Here is an 18,498-nt window from a genome sequence, read left to right as displayed (position 1 = left end):
GCCGCTCGCACCGGTGGCCGGTGGCCATGCAACGCAGGCGGATCAGAGAGATAACGTACGTCGACATGGGCACGACTGTGGAGATTCATCCCGCGCCCGGGATCACAGAAGCCCGCGGGAGGCGGGTCGCGGGGCTGAGCACGCTGGTCGTGGTCCTCGTGGTCGCGGCGGCGGTGTCGCTGGCCGTCGGCGCACGCGCGCTGAGTCCCGCCGAGGTGTGGCAGGGGTTGTTCGCGACCCCCGGCTCCGACCAGCGGCTCACCGAGATCACACTCATCGTGCAAACCGTGCGGATACCCCGGACCGTGCTCGCCATCGTGGCGGGCATCGCCCTGGGCATCGGCGGGGCCCTGATCCAGGGGTACACGCGTAACCCGATCGCCGACACGGGCCTGCTGGGGCTGAACGCCGGCGCCTCGTTCGCCGTGGTGATGGTGATCCTCGTGTTCGGGCTCGCCAATCCGTACCAGTACGTCTGGTTCGCCTTTCTGGGGGCGGCGGTCGCCGGTGTCATCGTGTTCGGGCTGTCGAGCATCGGCCGGGGGGCGGGCAGCCCGTTGACGCTTGTGCTGGCCGGGCAGGGGATCGCGGTGTTCCTGGCGGCGATGACCAGGGCGGTCGCGCTGACGGACCAGGCGTCACTGGACGCGCTGCGGTTCTGGAACGCGGGCACCGTGGCCGGGGTCGGGTTCGACGTCATCTGGCCGGTGGTCGCGTTCGTCGTGGCCGGGCTGGTGCTGGCGCTGATCACGCTGCCTGCCGTCAACCTGCTCAACCTGGGTGACGACGTGGCCCGTGGGCTGGGGGTGAACATCGCGCTGACCCGGACCATCGGGGTCGTCGCCATCACCCTGCTCGCGGGCGCGACCACGGCGGCGTGCGGTCCCATCGCCTTTCTCGGGCTCATGGTGGCGCACGTGGCGCGGTACCTCACCGGGCCGGACTATCGCTGGCTGGTGCCGTACGCGGGCCTGCTCGGCGCGGTGATCCTGCTGGGTTGTGACATGGTGGGGCGCGTGGTGGTGCGGCCGGGAGAGCTGGACGCGGGCATCGTCGTCGCTCTGGTCGGCGCCCCCTTCTTCGCGGCGCTGGTGTGGCGCGGAAAGTTCAGCAAGGCATGAACGAGAGAACTGTGGCGCCGGGTGTGCGGCTCGGCCGGGCGTCGTTCGTGTGGCGGCCCTGGATGGTGTTCGTCACACTGCTGATGACGGCGGCGGGCTTTCTGCTGTTCTGCGTGTCCCTCGGCGTCGGGGACTTCCCCATCGGCCTGCCCCAGGTGATCGCCACGATCTTCGGCCAGGGGGAGCGGGTCGACGAGTTCGTGCTCATGGACCTGCGGATGCCGCGCGCCCTGGCCGGGCTCATCGTGGGGATCGCGCTCGGGGTGTCCGGGGCGATCACGCAGTCCATCGCGCGCAACCCGCTGGCCAGCCCGGACATCCTGGGGATCACCGGCGGAGCGAGCGCGGTCGCGGTGTTCCTGGTGACAGTGTCGGGCGGGGCCGCCGCGGCGATCGTCAGCTCCGTGGGCCTGTCCGCGGCGGCGCTCGCGGGCGGCCTCGGCACGGGCCTGCTGGTGTACTTCATGGCCTGGCGGCGCGGGATCGACGGCCTCCGGCTCATCCTCATCGGCATCTCGGTGAGCGCCGTGATGGAGGCGATCACCGTCTGGCTGCTGGTCACGGCCGACATCCGGGACGTGGCACGGGCGCAGGCGTGGCTGGTCGGCTCGCTGGACAACCGGTCGTGGGGCGAGATCTGGATCGCGCTGTGGTGCACGCTCGCCCTCATGGCCGTCGTGGCGTACGTCGCCTTCCACCTCAGGCCGATGCACTTCGGTGACGAGGTCGCGGCGGGGCTGGGGGTCCGTTACTCGATGGTGCGGGCCGTCCTGCTGCTGTGCGCGGTGCTGCTGGCCGGCGTGGCGGTGAGCGCGGCGGGCCCGGTCCCGTTCGTCGCGTTGGTGGCGCCGCAGGTGGCGATGCGGCTGACGCGGTACCCGACGCCGCCGCTGCTGGCCTCCGGGCTGGTGGGCGCGCTGCTGCTGATCGGCGCGGACCTGGTGGCGCGTACGGCACTGCCGGTCACGCTCCCGGTCGGCGTGGTCACCGCCGCGATCGGCGGCCCCTTCCTCGTCTACCTTCTGGTACGAGCCAACCTCAGGAAAGAGATGTAAAGTAAGGCTATCCTAAGCAAAGTGGGGCCTTGTGATCGTGCGAAACACCGAGGTCGCCTCGCGGCTGTCAGCCGAGGGCGTCACCGTCGGATACGGCGGCCGGGTCGTCCTCGACGACCTCGACGTGACGATCCCGCCGGGGGTGATCACCACGATCATCGGCCCCAACGGCTGCGGTAAGTCCACCCTCCTGCGCGCCCTGTCGCGGCTGCTCAAGCCGACCAAGGGGACGGTCGTGCTGGACGGCGAGGACATCGCCAAGCTGAAGACCAGGGACGTGGCGAAGAAGCTCGGCCTGCTCCCGCAGGCCCCCATCGCCCCGGAGGGGCTGACGGTGGCCGACCTGGTCGCCAGGGGCCGCCATCCGCACCAGAGCTGGCTGCGGCAGTGGTCGTCGGACGACGCCGCCGTCGTGGAGCGCGCGCTGGCCATGACCGGCGTCTCCGACCTGGCCGGCCGCCCGGTCGACGCGCTGTCCGGTGGGCAGCGTCAGCGGGTCTGGATCTCGATGACCCTGGCCCAGGGCACCGACCTGCTGTTGCTGGACGAGCCGACCACCTACCTGGACCTGGCGCACGCGATCGACGTGATCGACCTGGTGGACGACCTGCACGAGTCGGGGTGCACCGTGGTCATGGTGCTGCACGACCTCAACCTGGCCACGCGCTACAGCGACAACCTGATCGTGATGAGGTCGGGATCGATCCTGGCGCAGGGGCACCCCCGTGACGTGATCACCTCCGAGCTGCTGCACGAGGCGTTCGGATTACAGGCCAGGGTGATCGACGACCCGGTGAGCGACAGGCCGCTCATCGTGCCGATCGGACGTACCCATGTCCAGGTCAATGAAAGTAAGGTTAGCCTAACCTAATCTGGGCGTGTTACGGTTTCCCTGCCCGTAATGAGGGTTTGCAGCGGATAGTGCGAAAGCAAGGGATTCCCGGATGTTTCTCCAACGAACGACAGTTACCTTGCGACGGTTAACGGTGGCCCTGTCCGCCGTGACCCTCGGCGTCGGCCTCCTCGCGGGATGCGGCAGCGGCCCGGCGGAGCAGCCGAGCGCCACCACCGCGGCCACTACCGGGGCCACCACGGGCGGCCCGTTCCCGGTCACCGTGGAGCACGCGTTCGGGTCCACGCAGATCACCAAGGCGCCCGAGCGGGTCGTCTCCGTCGGCTACACCGACGACCAGCACATCCTGGCCTTCGGCATCAAGCCGGTCGGCATGGTCGACCAGTACCCGAACCCGCCGGGCAAGACTCCCGACATCAACACCCAGTGGCCCTGGGTGAAGGACAAGTGGGGCGACACCCGCCCCGAGGTCATCATGAACAACGGGGACTCCGGTCCCAACTACGAGAAGATCGCCGCCCTGCGGCCGGACCTGATCATCGCGGTCTACTCCGAGATCGACCAGGCCGCCTACGACAAGCTCTCCCAGATCGCCCCGACGGTCGGCCGTACCAAGACCGAGAAGGAGCCGTTCAGCGCCCCCTGGCAGGACAACGCGGTGCACATCGCCAAGGCGCTCGGCAAGGAGGCCGAGGGCAAGGAGCTGGTGCAGGGCATCCAGGACAAGCTGGACGCGGCCAAGGAGGCGCACCCGGAGTTCGCCGACCAGACCGCCGTGGCGGTGTCCTGGTACAAGAACTCGGTCGCGCCGTTCACCACCACCGACGTTCGCGGACGCATGGTGACGGGCATCGGCTTCAAGGGCACGACGGCCATCGACGAGATCGCGGACGGCAGCTTCTACACCGTGCTGTCGCCTGAGCGCATCGACCTGGTCGACGTCGACCGCATCTTCGTCATCGCCGACAAGGCGGACCAGGACGCCCTGAAGAAGTTCAAGTTGTTCGCCAACCTGTCCGCGGTCAAGGAGGGCAAGGTGTCGTACCTGCTGGACAGCGAGGGCCCGGCGATCGGCGCGGCCATGTCGCAGGGCACCCTGCTGTCGCTGCCGTACGCGATCGACGAGCTCGTCAAGTCGGTCGGCTAGGCATCGGTGAACGACTGGTCCCAGGTGTGAGCACAGGTGTGAGCACCACCGACACGCGCGTCACCTCGGCCATCCTGCGCACCGCGACCGGAGGCGAAGCCACCCGATGGGTCGCCGCGCACTGCCGCGAGGTGCCGGGGTTGACGCTCGCCACCGTCCTCACGACGGTGGCGGGGGCGGCGCTCCAGGTGTTGCCGGTGTTCCTGCTCGGCCAGGTGGTCGACGGGGTGGTCGCGGGCGAGCCGCAGTCGATCCTGGTCACGATCGGGGTGCTGCTGGTGGCCGCCGCGCTGCTCGGCGCGGGGGCCACGGCGGCGTCCACGTACCTGATCGGACGGCTGGGCGCGGAGCTGCTCGCGCGGCTGCGGGAGGGCGCCGTCCGGGCGGTGCTCGGCATGCCGAGCGCGCGGATCGAGCAGGTCGGCCGGGGGGACGTGCTGTCCCGGGTCGGTGACGATGTGGCCGTGGTGTCCAAGGGCATCCGGGCGGCCATCCCCACGGTGTTCTCGTCGGGGGTGCTCGTCGTCATCGCCACGGCCGGCATGTTCGGGCTGGACTGGCGGCTCGGCCTGGCGGGCGCCGGCGCACTGCCCGCGTACGCGCTGGCCCTGCGCTGGTATCTGCCCAGGTCCGCGCCGCTCTACCAGCAGCAGCGGCAGGCCCAGGCCGAACGCGCGCAGGCGTTGATCAGCGGTCTGAACGGGATCGGCACCGTCCGGGCCTACCGCCTGGAGGGCGCCTTCCGGGAGAAGGTCACCAGCGAGTCGTGGCGGGTGCGCGATCTCGGCGTCGAGGTGTTCCGGTTCTTCGGCCGGTTCGTCGGCCGGGAGAACCGCGCCGAGTTCATCGGACTGGTCCTGATCATCGTGGTGGGATACGTCCTGCTGGAGGCCGGCGCGGCCACCCTGGGCGAGGCGGCGGTGGCTCCGCTGCTGTTCCACAGGCTGTTCACCCCCCTGGGCGCCATCATGTTCACCTTCGACGAGGCGCAGAAGTCGGGCGCGAGCCTGACCCGGCTGGTCGGGGTCCTGAGCGAGGCCCCGGACGAACAGCTGGTGGGCGATGCGGCCGTCGCGCGGCCGGACGCCGAGGCGTACCCGGTGACGGTCGCTGGGCTGACGTTCAGCTATCCCGAGTCCGAGCGGCCGGTCCTGCTGGACGTCGACCTGATGATCCCGGCGGGCGGATCGCTCGCGCTGGTGGGGGCGACGGGCGCGGGCAAGACGACGCTGGCGGCGCTGATCGCGGGCATCGGGACCCCGCAGGCCGGGTCGGTGCGCATCGGATCGACCGATCTGGCCGAGCTGAACGAGGCCGAAGCGCGGGCTCTGGTGAGCATCCTGACGCAGGAGACGCATGTCTTCTCCGGCGCGCTCGCCGAGGACCTGCGGCTGGCCGCGCCGACGGCGACCGATGCCGAGCTGATCGCCGCGCTGCGCACGGTCGGCGCCGACGCGTGGGTGACGGCGCTGCCCGACGGCCTGGAGACCGTGGTCGGCGAGGGCGGTGAGCGCCTGGACGGCACCAAGGTCGCCCAGCTCGCCCTGGCCCGGCTGGTCCTGGGCAGGGCGCCGGTGGTGGTGCTGGACGAGTCGACCGCGGAGGCGGGCAGCCAGGGCGCGGCCGAGCTGGACCGAGCCGTGTCGGCCGCGTGCCAGGGCCGCACCACGCTGTTCGTGGCGCACCGGCTGACGCAGGCGATGGTGGCGGACCGCATCGCCGTGCTCGACGCGGGACGTGTTGTGGAGCAGGGCACCCACGAGGAGCTGGTCGCTCTGGGAGGCCGGTACGCGCGGTTGTGGCGTGCCTGGCAAGAAGGCAGTTAGAAAACTGACTTATGTGTGGAAGGGACGGCTTCGATGACGGAATCCAGCGTGGCGGAGCGCCTTGCGACCCTGGCCGAGTGGAACGACACCCATGTCGACAGGGTCCGCCCGACCATCGTGGAGATGTTTCACGAGCAGGCTCGGGCCAGGCCGGACGCCGTCGCCATCGTTGACGAGCATCGGTCGCTGACCTACCGGGAAGCGGCCGAGCTGTCCAACCAGTTGGCCCACCACCTGATCGACCGCGGGCTCACCGCAGAACAGGTCGTCGGCATCTCGCTGGGCCGCTCCGCCGAGATGGTGATCGGCCTGCTGGGCGTGCTCCAGGCCGGGGGCGCGTTCGTGCCGCTCGACCCGCAGTGGCCCGCCGCCCGGCGCGCGGTCGTCATCGACGACGCCCGCGTCGTGCTGCAGCTCAACGACTCCGGCGAGCCCCCTGCGGGTGAGCCGGAAGCCGTGGCCGTCGACCTCGGCGACTGGCGCTTCGGTGCGTACCCCACCGAGCCGGCCGAGGTCGCCATCCCCGGCCCCGCCCTGGCGTATGTGATCTTCACGTCCGGCTCGACCGGGCGGCCCAAGGGCGCGATGATCCGGCATGAGGCGATCAGCGAGCGCCTGCTGTGGCAGAGCCAGGAGATCCTGGGCTTCGGCCACGACGACGCGTCGCTGTTCAAGGCGCCGCTGTCGTTCGACATCTCCATCAACGAGATCTTCCTGCCGCTGGTGCGCGGCGGCAGGCTGGTGATTCTGCGGCCCGGCGGCGAGCGCGACCCGCACCACCTGCTGAGCGTGATCGCCGAGCAGCGCGTCACCTTCACCTACCTGGTGTCGTCCATGCTGGACGTGCTGCTGGAGATCGCCGGCGACTCCGGGCGGCTGGACAGCCTGCGGCACGTGTGGTGCGGCGGCGAGGTGCTGACCCCCGAGCTGTACGAGCGGTTCCGCACCCGGCTCGACATTCCCATGTACCACGGCTACGGCCCGGCCGAGACGACGATCGGCGTCTCCCACGTCATCTACCGGGGCGCGGCCGAACGCCTGTCCACGTCGATCGGCAAGGCCAACCCCAACACACAGCTGTACGTACTGGACGAGAAGCTGCGCCCGGTCCCGGTCGGCGTCGGTGGCGAGCTGTACGCGGGCGGGTTCCTGCTGGGCCGCGGGTACGTCAACGCGCCCGGCCTGACGGCGTCCCAGTTCGTGGCGAACCCCTTCGCCACGGACGGCTCCCGGCTGTACCGGACCGGTGACCTCGCCCGGTTCGCCCCGGACGGGTCGCTGGACTTCCTCGGCCGGGCCGACAACCAGATCAAGATCCGCGGCATGCGGCTGGAGATCGAGGACGTCGAGATCGGGCTCGCCGAGCACCCCCGGGTACGGCACACCTGCGTCGTCGCGAAGAAGAACGCGGCCGGCGGCACCTACCTGGTGGGGTACGTCATCCCGGCGGCCGGCAGCGAGGACCTGCGGGCGGACGAGGTCAGGGCGTGGGCCGCCGAGCACATGGTCGAGTACATGGTGCCCGCGCATCTCGTCGTGATGCGGGAGTTCCCCCTCACCGCGAACGGCAAGCTGGACCGGCGCGCGCTGCCGGAGCCGGTGATCGAGACCTCGCTCGTCCCGCCCGCCACCGAGAACGAGCGCGTGGTGTGCGCGGCGGTCGCGTCGGTGCTGCGGCGGGCCGAGGTCGGTGTCGACCAGGACTTCTTCGCGCTCGGCGGCGACAGCATCCTGGCGATCTCACTGTTGAGCGCGCTGCGGGACGCCGGCCTCTACGTCACGGCGACGCAGATCTTCACCCACAGCACCGTGGGCGCGCTGGCGGCGGTGGCGAGCCGTGACGACGTCTCCACCGTGGACCACGGAAATGTCGCGACCGGCTCCGTCGCCGGGTCGCCCATCGTGCGCTGGCTCGGCGAGACCACGGACGCGATCGACGGCTTCGTGCAGTCGGTGGTGCTGAACACCCCGGCCGGCCTGACCGCCGACGCCCTCGACGACATCCTCGCCGCCCTGGTCAGGCGGCATGACATGCTCCGCGCCAAGCTGGTGCGCGGCGACCGCTGGAGCTTCGACATCCCGGAGCCGGACCAGGCCGTCGCAGGATGGCAGGAGAGCGACCGGCCGCTCGGCGAGTGCGTCGCGCTCGCCACCGACGCGCTGGACCCGGACCGCGGCGTGATGCTGCGTGCCGTCTGGCGGCGCGAGGCGCGGCAACTGGTCCTGGTCGCCCACCACGTGGTGATCGACGGCGTGTCCTGGCGGGTCCTGATGGACGACCTGGCCACGGCGTGGCGGCAGCTCACCTCGGGCACACCGATCGAGCTGCCCCCGGTGGGCACGTCGTTCCGGCGCTGGACGCAGGTGCTGGAACGCGCGGCGCTCGACGCGGACCCCGGCTACTTCCAGCGTCCCCTGCCGGGGCCGGACGGCCCGGTGGGCAGGCGTCCGCTGTCCGAAGCCGACACCGTCGCGTCCGAGAGGGTGCGGGCCGTCCCGGTCGACCCCGAGGTCACGGCGGCGCTGCTGGGAGAGGTTCCCGCGCGGTTCCACGCGGGCGTCAACGACGTGCTGCTGACCGCGCTCGCCGTCGCCCTCGCCCGGTGGCGGCGCGACCTCGGGCAGGATCAGACGTTCGCGCACATCGAGCTCGAAGGCCACGGCCGCGAAGGACGGTTCGTGGCGGGCGCCGCCGGCTTCGAGCCGGAGCTGTCGCGGACCGTGGGCTGGTTCACCACACTGTTCCCGGTCATCGTGGACCCCGGCGCGGCGGCCGACCCCACCGCCCCCGAGTACCTGACCGCCGCGCTCAAGGCGGTCAAGGAAGACCTCGCCCGGGTGCCGGGCAACGGCGTCTCCTACGGCGCCCTGCGCTACCTGGCGGGCGTCGAGTTCGACACGTCAGCGCCGCAGGTGCTCTTCAACTACCTGGGCCGTTTCGACGCGGGCGGGGCCGGGGACTGGCAGCTCGCGGGCGCCACCGGGCAGCTGGGCGAGAAGCGCGACCCGAGGATGCGCCTGCCGCGCGCCCTGGAGTTCAACGCCATCGCCGAGCCCGGCCCGACCGGCGAGTACGAGCTGGTCACCACCGTCTCGTGGCCGGCCGGGGTGTTCACCGACGAGGACATCGCGACGATCAGCGCGTACTTCCGCACGGCCCTGACCGGGCTGGCCGCGCTCGACCAGGGCGGGCACTCACCCAGCGACTTCGGCGCGGTGTCCCTCACCCAGGCCGACGTCGACGCCCTGGACGGCCCGGCGCTGCGGGACATCCTGCCGCTGACCCCGTTGCAGGAGGGCCTGTACTTCCACTCGGTCTTCGACGACGACTCGGCCGGCAGCTACGTCGAGCAGCAGCTGCTGACGCTGGACGGCGAGGTGGACGCCGACCGGCTCGCGGCGGCGGCCACCCGGTTGCTCACGCTGTACCCGAACCTGGCCGCGCGGTTCGTGGCACTCGCCGACGGCCGCGTGGTCTCGGTGCTGGAGAGCGGGGTGGCGGCGCCCTTCACCACGCTGGACCGCCCCGGCATCACCGACGAGGAGATCCGCGACCACGCCGAGCGGGACCGCCGCGCCGGGTTCGACCTGGCCACCGGCCCGCTGATGAGGTACACGCTCATCCGCGCGGGCGACCGGAACGTCCTGGTGCAGACCGTGCACCACATCATCGCCGACGGCTGGTCGGTGCCCCCGATGCTGCGCGCGCTGCTGACCGAGTACCACGCGCCGGGGACCGCGTACCCACGCGGCGGCTTCCCCGACTACGTGCGGCGGCTCGCCGGGCGCGACGAGGCCGAGAGCGACCGGGTGTGGCGCGACCAGCTCGCCGGTCTGCCCGGCCCCTCGCTGGTCGCCGAGGGGCACACCCCCTCCGACCGGTTCGCCGACACCGCCGTGCAGCCGGACGACGACATCGACATCGACGCCGCCGTCCGGGCGGCGGGCGTGCCGCTGAGCGTCGCGGTGCACAGCGCGTGGGCGGTGACGCTGGGCGGCCTCGTGCACGGTGACGACGTGGTGTTCGGTTCGACCGTGTCCGGGCGGGACGCGGACGTGCCCGGCATCGAGGACATGGTGGGCCTGCTCATCAACACGATCCCCGTACGCGCCCGATGGGCCGCGACCACGACGGCGCGTGAGCTGCTCGCCTCGGTGCGGGAGCACCAGAGCGCGGTGCTGCCGCACCAGCACGTCTCGCTGACCAGGATCGGCCGCCTGACCGGCAGCGGCCCGCTGTTCGACACGCTGGTGGTGTTCGACGTCGCGACCGATGTCGCCGCCCTGCGCGGGCCCGGCGACGAGCTCGTCATCACCGGGATCGTGAACGAGGGCGCTCCGCACTACCCGCTGACGCTGGTGGTGGAGCGCGCGCTCGACGGCCGCCCGCGCTTCAACCTGATCTACGACAGCGAGCTGCTGCGGGAGACGAGCGCCCGGGCGATCCTGCGCACCTTCGACCGGATCCTGACCGGCCTGCTCACCCGGCCGGACGACCTGGTCGGCGACCTGCGGCCCGACCTGCTGCCCGGCGGCGGTCGACGCCCCGCGCGGGTCATCCCGACGACCCTGGGCAACCTGTTCGACGCCGCCGCGAAGCGCGACCCGGCCGCCACCGCCGTCACCCAGTGCGGTCTCGACGGCGGCGGCCGGTCACTGACCTACGGCGAACTTGCGGGCGCCAAGGACGAGCTCGCCTCGGCGCTGCGCGCGGCCGGGGTCGGACCCGGCCGGCGGGTCGCCGTCGCCGTCCCGCGCTCGCTGGAGCAGGTCGTCGCCCTGGTCGCGATCGTCAGCGCGGGTGGCGCGTACGTGCCGCTGGATCTGGCGTACCCGGACGAGCGGCTGGCGTACATCCTCGCCGACGCCGCCCCGCAGGTCGTGCTCGTGGACCGGGACCAGCGGGACCGCTTCACCGAGCTGGCGGCCAGGGCGGGCGTGGCCGCCCGCGTGCTCGTGCAGGGGGACGAGCCGCAGGGAGAGCAGCTGCAGGGGGACGTGCTGCAGGGAGACGAGCCGCAGGGGCGCGAGCTGCCGATGGACAGCATCGCGCCCGAGGCCGGCCCGCACGACCCGGCGTACGTGATCTACACCTCCGGATCGACAGGCCGGCCCAAGGGGGTCGTCGTCCCGCACTCCAGCGTGGTGTCCCTGCTCGCGAACACCCAGCCGGACATGGACTTCGGCCCACAAGACGTGTGGGTCCAGTTCCACTCCTACTCCTTCGACTTCGCGGTGTGGGAGCTGTGGGGCGCGCTGGCGTACGGCGGTGAGCTGCTGGTGCCGGAGTACGGGCTGACCCGGTCCCCGGTCGACTTCCACCGGCTGGTCCGCGAGCGCGGAGTGACCGTGCTCAACCAGACCCCGTCGGCGTTCTACCAGTTCATCGAGGCCGACCGGCACGCCGGCGAGCCGGTCACCTCGCTGCGCCGGATCATCTTCGGCGGCGAGGCGCTGGACCTCGGGCGGCTGCGCGGCTGGGTCGAGCGGCACGGCACCGGCTCGCCCGAGCTGGTCAACATGTACGGCATCACCGAGACCACCGTCCACGTCACGCACCGGGTGCTGACCGGCGCGGACTTCGCCTCCGGCGACGACGTCAGCCCGATCGGCGGCCCGATCCCCGGCCTGGCCACCTATCTGCTCGACGACCGGCTCCGGCCGGTGCCGCCCGGCCGGGTGGGCGCCATCTACGTCGCCGGCGACCAGGTGTCGCTCGGCTACCTGGGCCGAGCCGGGCTCACCGCGAGCCGGTTCGTGGCGAACCCGTTCGCGGGCGACGGCTCCCGTATGTACCACACGGGCGACCTGGCCCGCCGCACGCTCGCCGGCGAGCTGGAGTTCGCCGGCCGCGCCGACGACCAGGTGCAGCTCAAGGGGTTCCGCATCGAGCTCGGCGAGGTGGAGGCCGCGATCAGGGAGCTCGACGGCGTGGTCGACGTGGCCGTCACCGTGGCTGTCACTGTGGCGGGCGGCGTGGCCGACGGTGGGGATCACCTGGTCGCGCACGTCGTGGGCCGGGTGCCCGGCGACTTCGCCGACCGGCTGTCGGCGAAGCTGCCCGCGCACATGGTGCCCGGCCGGGTGCTGCCGGTCGACGCCCTGCCGCTGACGGTCAACGGCAAGCTCGACCGCAAGGCCCTGACCGACCGCGCCGCCCAGGACGACACCCCGGCGGCGACCACGCTCGCCGCGCTGGTCGGCATCTTCGCCGAGACGCTGCCCGGCTCCGACGCCGATGGCGACACCGACTTCTTCAGGGCCGGGGGCGACAGCATCGTCGCCATCACCGTGGTCAACCGGGCCAGGTCGCTCGGCCTGCCGCTCGCCCCGCGCGACGTGTTCCTGCACAGGACGCCGCGCGCGCTCGCCCAGCACCTGGGAACGCACGCCGCGCTGGATCAGGCGGCCACGCCCGCCCGCCGGGAGGACGGCCCGACGCCCGTCCGCCGCGAGGACGGTCCCCTGCCCCCGACGCCGATCATCTTGCGGCAGCGGGAGCTGGGCGGCTCTCTCGCCCGGTTCGCCCAGGCCAGGACGCTGGTGGCGGCCGAGGGCACCGGGTTCGCCGACGCCGAGCGCGCCGCGAACGCCGTCGTCGCCGCACACCCGGCCCTGCGGCTGCGGCTGCGCGTCGAGCACGGGGTGTGGGCGCTGCGCACCGAACCCGCCCGCGAGGTCACCGTCGTCCGCTCGGACGCGGCCGACGCGACGACGGCGGCGAACGAGGCCGCCGGACGGCTCGATCCCGAGGCCGGGGAGATGATCGCGTTCTCGTGGCTGGCGGCGAGCCGGACCCTGGTGATCACCGCGCACCACCTCGCCGTCGACGCGGTGTCCTGGCTGATCCTGCTGGACGACCTGGCCGCCGCCCTGCGCGGAGTGCCCCTGGCGCCACCGACCACGTCGTACGCCGACTACGCCGAAGCGCTGGCCACCCGATCCGCCCAGGAGATCGACGACCTGGAGCACTGGATCACCACACTCGACGCCCCCGCGCTGCTGCCGACGCTGGAAGAGCCGCGCGACACATCGGCGCGCGAGAGCGCGGCGCGTGAAGTCGCGGTGCGCGAGATCATGGTGGAGGTCGGGGCCGACGTGACCGCCCGCGTGACCCGTACCGCGCCCACCGCGCTCGGCGTCGGCCTCACCGAGCTGCTGTGCGGCGCGCTGCGGGCCGCGTTGACGCATATCCAGCCGTCGCCCACCGATCTCGCCGTCGAACTGGAGCGCCACGGCCGGGTCCCGGTGCTCGAACAGCACGACTACACCCGCACGGTCGGCTGGTTCACCGCCATCGCGCCCGTACGGCTCACGGCGCACACCGATCCCGTCGCGGCGGCGCGCGAGGTCGCCGAGCGCCAGCCGGACGAGCGCGGGCACGTCGCCTACGGCCGGCTCAGGTACCTCAACCCGCAGACGGCCCCCCTACTGAACGTGCGCCCGCAGGTGCTGTTCAACTACCTCGGCCGGGGCAGCGAATCCCAGGCCGTGAACGTCACCGGCGGCGATCCGGGCCGCCCATACGCCGTCGAGGTCAACGCGTGGATCGACGCCGGAAGCCTGCGCGCGACCTTCACCCTCGCCGAGGGCGTCCCGGACGAGCTCACCGAGCACTGGCGGCGCGCCCTGGAGCAGATCGCGGACGCCGCCTCGACCGCCGAGCGGACGGCGCCGGTGACCCCGCTCCAGAAGGGCCTGTTCTTCCAGGCCCAGCTGGCAGGCTCGGCCGGACACTACGTCGCGCAGAGCTACTTCACCTTCGACCGCCGTCTGGACACCGACTCCCTGGCCGAGGCGATGGCGTACGTGATCGCCCGGCACCCGGTCGCAGGCGCCGGGTTCGCCACCGACGCCGACGGAAGCCCGGTGCAGGTCCTCGGGGCGGGCCGGCGCGTCGAGGTCCGTACGGTCGAGCTGTCGACGGGGACGGACGGGAGGACTGACGCTGAGGCGGACGCGAGGGCGGACGCTGAGGTCGAGGCTCTGCGCGCCCGGGACCGTGACACGGGCTTCGACCCGGACGAGCCGCCGCTCATCCGGTTGACCGTGGTGCGGCTGCCCGGCGGCCGCGACGGCCTGCTGCTCAGCTACCACCTGCTGCTGTGGGACGGCTGGTCGCGCGAGATCGTGCTGCGGGATTTGTTCGACGCCTATGAGGCCGCCGTCGCGGGCGAGCCGCTGGATCCGGTCCCGGCCACGCCGAGCTTCGAGGACTACGCCCGCGCGCTCGACGCCAAGGACTTCGCCGCGTCCGAGCGCTTCTGGGCGGAGCACCTGACCGGCCTTCCAGGGCCGACGCTGCTCGCCGGGCCGGCACCGTCGCTCACCGACGCGCTGCCGCGCACGCTCGTGCACACGCTCTCCGCCGGGCGGTCGGAGCTGCTGCGGGAGGCGGCCAAGGCGCACGGCGTCACCCTGAACTCGGTGCTGACCGGCGCGTTCGGTCTGCTGCTGGGCGCGCACACGGGCCGGAGTGACGCGGTGTTCGGCGTGACCGTCTCCGGCCGGGAGGGCGAAGGGCTGGCGGACATCGTCGGCGTGCTGCTCAACACCGTGCCCATGTGGACCCGGGCACGGCCGGACGACACCGTACGCGAGTATCTGTCGGCCGTGCAGGCGGCCAGGGTCGCCGCGATGGAGCACGAGCACCTGGGGCTCGGCGAGATCCAGCGGGCCAGCGGGCACGACACCCTGTTCGACAACCTGTTCGTGCTGCAGAACTTCCTGGACATGGACGCGTTCGCCGAGATGAACAGCAGGCACGGCATCACGTCGGTGCGGGCCGACGACTCCACGCACTACCCGTTCACCTGGGTCGTGACGCCCGGCGACCGGCTCACCGTCAAGCTGGAGTACCGCGACGACGACACCGACGGCGCCCGCCGGCTCCTGGACGACTACCTGCGCGTGCTCGACGACCTGGCCCGCTCGACCGGGCCGGTGGGCGCGCTGCGCGGGCTGGGGCCGGAGCCCGAGCCGGGCGAGCGCACGGAGGTGGGCACGGACACCGTGGTCGACCGGTTCGACCAGGCGGCCGAGCGGGGCCCGGAGCGGGTGGCGCTCGTCGCCCACGGCCGGACCATGACGTTCGCCCAGCTCCGGGAGCGCAGTCGCGCGGTCGCGGGGGTGCTCGCCCGGCGCGGCATCGGCCCGGAGACGACCGTGGGGCTGGCGATCCCGCGTTCGCTCGACTCGATCGTGGCGCTGTTCGCGGTGCTGCGCGTCGGCGCCGCGTACGTGCCGCTGGAGCTGGACCACCCGGACGAGCGGATCGCCGCGATCGTCGCGGACGCCCGGCCGGACGTGATCCTCACCGTGAGCGCCGTCTCTCCCCGGCTGAGCGGCGACCTGATCGAGCTGGATCGCCCGCTGCCGGAGGCCGAGCCGTTCGTGACGTTCGCGCCGGACGACCCGGACCGGCTGCGCCACCCCGCGTACACGATCTACACCTCCGGCTCGACGGGGAAGCCCAAGGGCGTGGTGACCGAGTACGCCGGGCTCACCAACATGCTGATCAACCACCAGCGCCGGATCTTCGAGCCGGTGCTGGCGGAGCACGACCACCGGGTCTTCCGGATCGCGCACACCGTGTCGTTCGCGTTCGACATGTCGTGGGAGGAGCTGCTGTGGCTGGCCGACGGCCACGAGGTGCACATCTGCGACGAGGAGCTGCGCCGCGACGCGCCCCGGCTGGTCGAGTACTGCCTTGAGCACGGGATCGACGTCATCAACGTGACCCCCACGTACGCGCAGCAGCTGGTCGCCGAGGGGCTGCTCGACGACCCCGCGCGGCGGCCCGCGCTGGTGCTGCTGGGCGGTGAGGCGGTCACCCCGACGTTGTGGCAGCGGCTCACCGAGACCGAGGGGACGGTCGGCTACAACCTGTACGGACCCACCGAGTACACCATCAACACCCTCGGCGTCGGCACCTTCGAGTGCGAGGATCCGGTGGTGGGCGTGGCGATCGACAACACCGACGTGTACGTGCTGGACCCGTGGCTGCGGCCGGTGCCGGACGGGGTGCCCGGCGAGCTGTACGTGTCGGGTGTCGGCATCGCGCGCGGCTACCTCGGGCAGCCCGCCCAGACCGCGCACCGGTTCGTCGCGTGCCCGTTCGGCGAACCGGGCGAGCGCATGTACCGCACCGGGGACCTGGTGATCCGGCGGCCCGACGCGAACCTGATGTACCTGGGCCGCACCGACCAGCAGGTCAAGATCCGGGGCCACCGGGTCGAGCTGGGCGAGGTCGAGGCCGTGTTCGCGGCGCACCCGGCGGTCCGGTTCGCCGCCGCGGTCGCCCAGCCGGACCCGCAGGTCGACGGGGCGTACCGGCTGGCCGCGTACCTCGTGCTGGACGGCTCCGACCTGGCGACGGTCGCCACCGAGGTGGGCACGGGGCTGCCGGACTACCTACGCCCCACGCACTACGCCCAGGTCGACACCATCCCGCTGACCGTGAACGGGAAGGCGGACACCGAGGCGCTGCCGGAGGCCAAGCCGCTGGGCGCGCTGACCACGGCGGGCGAGCGCGGCCCGGCGACCGAGACCGAGACCGTGGTGTGCGAGTTCTTCGCCGAGGCGCTGGACCTGGATGATGACGAGGTGAGCGCGGTGAGCGACTTCATGTCCCTCGGGGGACACTCCATGCTGGCGGTGCGGCTGATCGGGCTGCTCCGCCGCGAGTACGGTCCCAGGATCACCGTCCGCGACCTGTTCACCCTGCGCACCCCGGAAGCGATTGCCCGGCACCTCGATGACTGACGAGCGGCGGCCCCGTAGGGGGTCCGACATCCTCTGGACCGCACTGCGGCGCAACGCGGGCCCCATGGCCGGGGGCACCGCCCTCATGGGCATGTACCAGGCGGGGGAGACGGCCTTCCCCATCGCGCTCGGCCTGATCGTCGAGCACACGCTGGCGGACCGCAGCCTCGGCTCGCTCGGCCTGTCCATCGCCGCGCTGGCGGTGATCATCACGACTGTGTCGCTGTCGTGGCGGTTCGGGATGCGGATCCTGCAGAAGGCCAACACGACCGAGGCGCACCGCTGGCGGGTGCTGGTCGCGGCCTGCGGACTCCAGCCGGTGGCCAGGAACGTCGACCTCAAGTCCGGCGAGGTCCTGACCATCGCCACCGAGGACGCCGACCAGACCGCCGACATCATCGAGGTGGTGCCGCTGCTGGTCAGCTCACTCGTCGCGGTGCTGATCACGGCGGTGGCGCTGGGCCTGGCCAGCGTCCAGCTCGGCCTCCTGGTGATCGTGGGCACGACCGCGATCCTGACGATCCTGAGCGTGATGTCCCGGCGGATCGGCGCCAGCACCGGCGAACAGCAGGCCCGGGTGGCGCGGGCGGGCGCCAAGGTCGCCGACCTGATCAGCGGCCTGCGCCCGCTGCACGGCTTCGGCGGCAACCACGCGGCCTTCCTGTCCTACCGGAAGGTCAGCACGGAGGCGAAGACCCAGGCGATCACCGTCGCCAGGGTGAACGGCGCGTACGCGGGCACCGCGCTGGCCCTGAACGCGATCCTCGCCGCCGCCGTGACCCTGACGGCGGGCTGGCAGGCGTTCAACGGCCAGATCACCATCGGGGAGCTCGTCATGGCCGTGGGGCTGGCGCAGTTCATCATGGAACCGCTCCGGCTGTTCTCCGAGATGCCCAAGTACGTGATGATCGCGCGCGCGTCGGCCGAGCGGATGGCGCTGGTGCTGGCCGCGCCGCCGGTGATGACCCCGGGGGAGGAGCGCCCGGCCCCCGGCGGCGACCTGGAGGTGGACGGCGTCCGGTACGGGACCCTGCGCGAGCTGAAGTTCCACGTGTCCGCCGGCGAGTTCGTGGCCATCACCGCCTACCAGCCGCGCGCGGCGGCCGACCTCGCCTCGATCCTCGCCGTGCACGTGCCGCCCGACGCCTACGACGGTGTCGTCCGGGTCAGCGGGCGGGAGCTGGCGGACCTGTCGATCGAGGCGGTCCGCGAGCACATGCTGGTGAACCCGTACGACGGGGAGATCTTCGCGGGCACCCTCCGCACGAACATCGACCCCGCGGGCGTCAGCCGCACGGTCCCCGAGGCCGTCGAGGCGTCCATGCTGACCGACGTCGTCGCCCTCCATCGCGAAGGGCTCGACCACGGCGTCCGCGACCGTGGCGCGAACCTCTCCGGCGGGCAGCGCCAACGGCTGTCCCTGGCCCGCGCCCTGGCCGCCGACACCGACATCCTGGTCCTGCACGACCCGACGACGTCCGTCGACGCGGTCACCGAGCAGCTCATCGCGCGCAACATCGCCGAACTGCGCCGGGGCCGCACCACCGTGGTGCTCACCAGCAGCCCGGCCCTCCTGGACGCCGCCGACCGGGTCCTCGTCCTGGACGACGGCGTCATCACCGCCGAGGACACCCACCGCAACCTCCTCACCGCCGACGAGAACTACTGCCTGGCCGTGGCCCGGTGACCGCTTCCTGACCTGAGGTTTTCCGCAGGGCAAGTGGGTGGGGCG

Annotated in this window: 7 protein-coding genes; all 7 read left to right on the top strand. The window is 72.2% G+C overall.

Translation table 11 applies throughout. The features are described 5' to 3' along the window. The first annotated feature begins 65 nt into the window (after positions 1-65). Entirely contained in the window at positions 66-1,121 is a 1,056-nt protein-coding gene (locus ACIBQX_RS21665) for a FecCD family ABC transporter permease (RefSeq protein WP_397007128.1), read from the top strand. Further along, complete coding sequence (locus ACIBQX_RS21660; RefSeq protein WP_397007126.1) at positions 1,118-2,176, top strand: FecCD family ABC transporter permease; 1,059 nt, start codon at positions 1,118-1,120, stop codon at positions 2,174-2,176. The genes ACIBQX_RS21665 and ACIBQX_RS21660 overlap by 4 nt, the downstream gene beginning before the upstream one ends. Before the next feature lie 37 nt (positions 2,177-2,213). Next, on the top strand, positions 2,214-3,047 hold the full coding sequence (locus ACIBQX_RS21655) for an ABC transporter ATP-binding protein (RefSeq protein ID WP_397007832.1): 834 nt from the start codon (positions 2,214-2,216) through the stop codon (positions 3,045-3,047). A gap of 100 nt (positions 3,048-3,147) precedes the next feature. After that, complete coding sequence (locus ACIBQX_RS21650; protein ID WP_397007124.1) at positions 3,148-4,176, top strand: iron-siderophore ABC transporter substrate-binding protein; 1,029 nt, start codon at positions 3,148-3,150, stop codon at positions 4,174-4,176. Between the two features lie 38 nt (positions 4,177-4,214). Continuing rightward, a complete protein-coding gene (locus ACIBQX_RS21645) occupies positions 4,215-6,002 on the top strand; it encodes an ABC transporter ATP-binding protein (RefSeq protein ID WP_397007122.1) in 1,788 nt (595 codons plus the stop codon). A 33-nt stretch (positions 6,003-6,035) separates the two neighbouring features. Then, positions 6,036-16,766 carry an amino acid adenylation domain-containing protein gene (locus ACIBQX_RS21640; protein WP_397007120.1) on the top strand — a complete coding sequence of 3,577 codons (10,731 nt, stop codon included), beginning with the start codon at positions 6,036-6,038 and terminating at the stop codon, positions 16,764-16,766. Continuing rightward, positions 16,759-18,453: an ABC transporter ATP-binding protein gene (locus ACIBQX_RS21635; RefSeq protein ID WP_397007118.1), complete on the top strand. Its 1,695-nt coding sequence runs from the start codon at positions 16,759-16,761 to the stop codon at positions 18,451-18,453. Before ACIBQX_RS21640 ends, ACIBQX_RS21635 begins: the two co-directional genes overlap by 8 nt. The last annotated feature ends 45 nt before the right edge of the window (positions 18,454-18,498 follow it).

Origin of the sequence: Nonomuraea sp. NPDC049714 (genome assembly GCF_044465295.1) — a bacterium.
Lineage (GTDB): Bacteria > Actinomycetota > Actinomycetes > Streptosporangiales > Streptosporangiaceae > Nonomuraea.
The sequence above is the reverse complement of the archived record's forward strand: the minus strand, read 5'-3'. Positions and strand labels throughout refer to the sequence as shown.

Coding starts and splice junctions, on each gene's coding strand:
- ACIBQX_RS21665 (WP_397007128.1), top strand. CDS start 66: ATGGGCACGACTGTGGAGATTCATCCCGCGCCCGGGATCACAGAAGCC.
- ACIBQX_RS21640 (WP_397007120.1), top strand. CDS start 6,036: ATGACGGAATCCAGCGTGGCGGAGCGCCTTGCGACCCTGGCCGAGTGG.
- ACIBQX_RS21660 (WP_397007126.1), top strand. CDS start 1,118: ATGAACGAGAGAACTGTGGCGCCGGGTGTGCGGCTCGGCCGGGCGTCG.
- ACIBQX_RS21635 (WP_397007118.1), top strand. CDS start 16,759: ATGACTGACGAGCGGCGGCCCCGTAGGGGGTCCGACATCCTCTGGACC.